Origin of the sequence: Desulfurococcus sp. (genome assembly GCF_049970475.1) — an archaeon.
Classification (GTDB): Archaea; Thermoproteota; Thermoprotei_A; order Sulfolobales; family Desulfurococcaceae; genus Desulfurococcus; species Desulfurococcus amylolyticus.
Window position 1 is genome coordinate 1 of the sequence record NZ_JBMFMW010000128.1, and the last position, 2,779, is coordinate 2,779.

At 41.7% G+C, this 2,779-nt stretch carries 4 protein-coding genes; 2 read left to right on the plus strand and 2 right to left on the minus strand.

All coding sequences use genetic code 11. The annotated features are described in order from the left end of the window. Positions 1-427 (minus strand): uracil phosphoribosyltransferase (locus tag ACP5N5_RS06555; protein ID WP_428134265.1); only part of this gene is annotated, 427 nt, incomplete at its 3' end. A gap of 45 nt (positions 428-472) precedes the next feature. Next, complete coding sequence (locus ACP5N5_RS06560; RefSeq protein WP_012608496.1) at positions 473-1,492, minus strand: DUF7343 domain-containing protein; 1,020 nt, start codon at positions 1,490-1,492, stop codon at positions 473-475. A gap of 85 nt (positions 1,493-1,577) precedes the next feature. On the opposite strand from ACP5N5_RS06560, the gene ACP5N5_RS06565 reads away from it, so the two are divergent. Together ACP5N5_RS06565 and ACP5N5_RS06570 are read left to right on the plus strand one after the other, a co-directional pair. Continuing rightward, positions 1,578-1,742 carry a hypothetical protein gene (locus tag ACP5N5_RS06565; RefSeq protein ID WP_428134275.1) on the plus strand — a complete coding sequence of 55 codons (165 nt, stop codon included), beginning with the start codon at positions 1,578-1,580 and terminating at the stop codon, positions 1,740-1,742. A gap of 10 nt (positions 1,743-1,752) precedes the next feature. Then, a partial coding sequence (locus ACP5N5_RS06570; protein ID WP_428134272.1) for a sodium:solute symporter family protein occupies positions 1,753-2,779 on the plus strand: 1,027 nt, incomplete at its 3' end.

Here is a 2,779-nt window from a genome sequence, read left to right on the forward strand (position 1 = left end):
CAATCATTACATCGCTTATGACAACTATATCCCTGTTTGTTATCCTCGGTGTTTTCACATAGGATACTTCTATCTCGAAGGAACCAGCCTTCATTCCTTTCTCCTCTACACGCCTGGCAACGACTACCCCCTGTCTAGCTGTATACAGGATCTTAATTAATCCCTCGGTTAGAGGCCAGGCTGCTCTAAGCACTGTTATTATTATAACGTTGTCTAAATCCTTTATCCTACAGCCATGTACCCTGGCACCCAGCGGTGTTTCAACCTCAATTGTTTCGCATTCAAGATCCTCAATTATTTCTAATCCAAGTATCCGTCCCAACCTCACTAGTCCCTTGCGGAACTCTATCTGGCTGGTGTTCTTGTCACGTAGAGTAGTGAGGATGGCCTGGGCATACTTCCTATTGACTAATCTAACCTCGAACATCTATACCCTGGTTTAAATATGCCATGGGAATTTTTAAAACTATGACTAGTGCTCTGTGTAGAGTGCCTCATAATATATAGTGTTATCTGGGAGCCCATTATTTAGCTTGGAAACCATGCCTCTAATAGTCTGTATATCGACTTCTGGAGAGGGCTTATATGATTCAACTGCATCGCTTAATACTGAGACAGGTATTCCTGTTACGGCTGAGTAGTAGCTTAGATATCTATATGGGTCTCTAATATATCTGTTAATGGAGTCTAAATATATCTTCCTAATTAACTCCATGGTTTCGCTGTCAAAGATATTGGATGCCGCGAGTGTACAGCAATTCCCAATACTTATCCCGGTTTTACTGGTTAAATCCTGGAACCCCTTATTCTTAAATAAATGATAAAGCGGGTGCCATAGGATAACATATCCCTTAATCCTGTTGGGATTGCTTACTAGGTCGGGATACTTGAAGTAAATTGTTTTAACTGAGCCCCTCAACCCCGATTTCTCAATGTATTCCGATCTAACATAATCCATGGTGCTAATTCTACTAGAGTAAACCACGGTGCCTTCTTCCTCGTTAGGTGACTTAAGAATCTTAAAGCCTCCTGTCATGCCGCCAGCGATTATCCTGTAGGATTTATATAATGGATACATATATAGCTGGCTAACTAATGGAGAGAGAGCTAGGTCTATTTCACCCTCAGCTAGGGCACGCGTGGTATCTAATCCATCCTTAAATACCTCTACATGGACACTATATCCCTTATCCCTCATTTTATTAGTAAAGTACCCTAGGAATAAGTATTCGCTTGAGTAGACTATGCCGAGTCTAAGTGTTTTTAGCTCGTGCTTGATGGTTTTCTCAGTGATACCTTTTTTGATATAGATAATCTTGCTTCTACCAATGCTTCTCCTCTCTATAAGGCCATCACTCTCGAGCTCCTTAAGTATCTCGCTAACCCTGCTTTTGGAGGCTTTGAGCGCTCTATGTATGTATGACTGTGGTATCTCCCTGCCCTGCATACTGGAGAGTAGCTCCAGTATTGTTCTCCGTAAACCCTTATCCATACCTTATGCCTCTATCCATCTGGTTAAATTTATAAATCGCCCCTCATATTTTTATTTAATCGAACATATGTTCGGTGATCTTATGTTGAGGAGACTCTATATGCTGGGAAGCATAATCGTGATCATGGCTAGTTATATGGTGCCATATCTCATCCTGTATAATGCTAAGGGATTAGAACTACTTCTTTTCTGGGTCCTACTGACGATTACATGGATCATCGTCTCAATAATATACTTGAGACATGTCTAGGGTGAAGCCCATGAATACCTTGTTCATCGCTATACTAGTGGTATATGTAATCATGGGCACTGTAATAGCTTATGCGTCCAGGAGAATGAATATTAAGACCACGAAAGACTACATTATTGCGGGAGGCAGGGTCGGCAGTATAGTTAGCTTCGGAACCTATGCAGCCACAACTTATAGCGCGTTTATGATGATAGGGCTAGTTGGATTAACCTATGCAACAGGGGTAGGGGCACTGGGCTTCGAATTGCTATATCTACTAGTAACAGTAATATTGCTTTCAACCATAGGCTACAAGATATGGGAGTTATCGAGGATGAATGGATGGATGACTCCCTCACAAATGCTCAGCGATCTATATTCATCGAGATACCTGGGCACGCTTTCAGCATTCCTCTATTTATTTGTAATGGTGCCCTATACCGCGGCACAAATACAGGGGCTTACAATAATCTTCAACTATGCGGGCCTAGATCCTGCGGTGGGAACCATTATAAGTGCCACTATAACATATACATGGATATTTATAGCTGGAATGTGGAGCATTGCTACAACTGATTTATACCAGGCCATTCTAATGTTGGCTGGTGGATTATTATTCATTACACAGTTAACGCTTCCCGGAGCTGTATTTAATATTGACCCTGCAAAAGCGTTAATATCTAGCGGTGAGAAAGGCTTCCTCGGGATGACTAGTTTCTGGTCACCTCAGGTCTTTCTAGCATATACTATACCATGGATCTTCTTCGCTGTCACGAATCCGCAAGTTGTTATAAGGTTATTCATTCATAGGGATGAAAAAACCTATAAGAGGGGTGTATCATTATTCGCGTTCTACGGGTTACTCTATACTCTAATAGTCGTATTAGCTGGGCTCCTTGCAAGGGGATTCGCTGAAAACGGGTTGATTCCACAGAATCTTAGACGTGACGAGGTAACTATTTACCTGCTTAACTTATTCAACCCATCGATCGGCTCATTAATAGCTGTATCAATAGTTGCGGCAGCTGTTTCAACAGCCAATAGCATTATTCATGCAG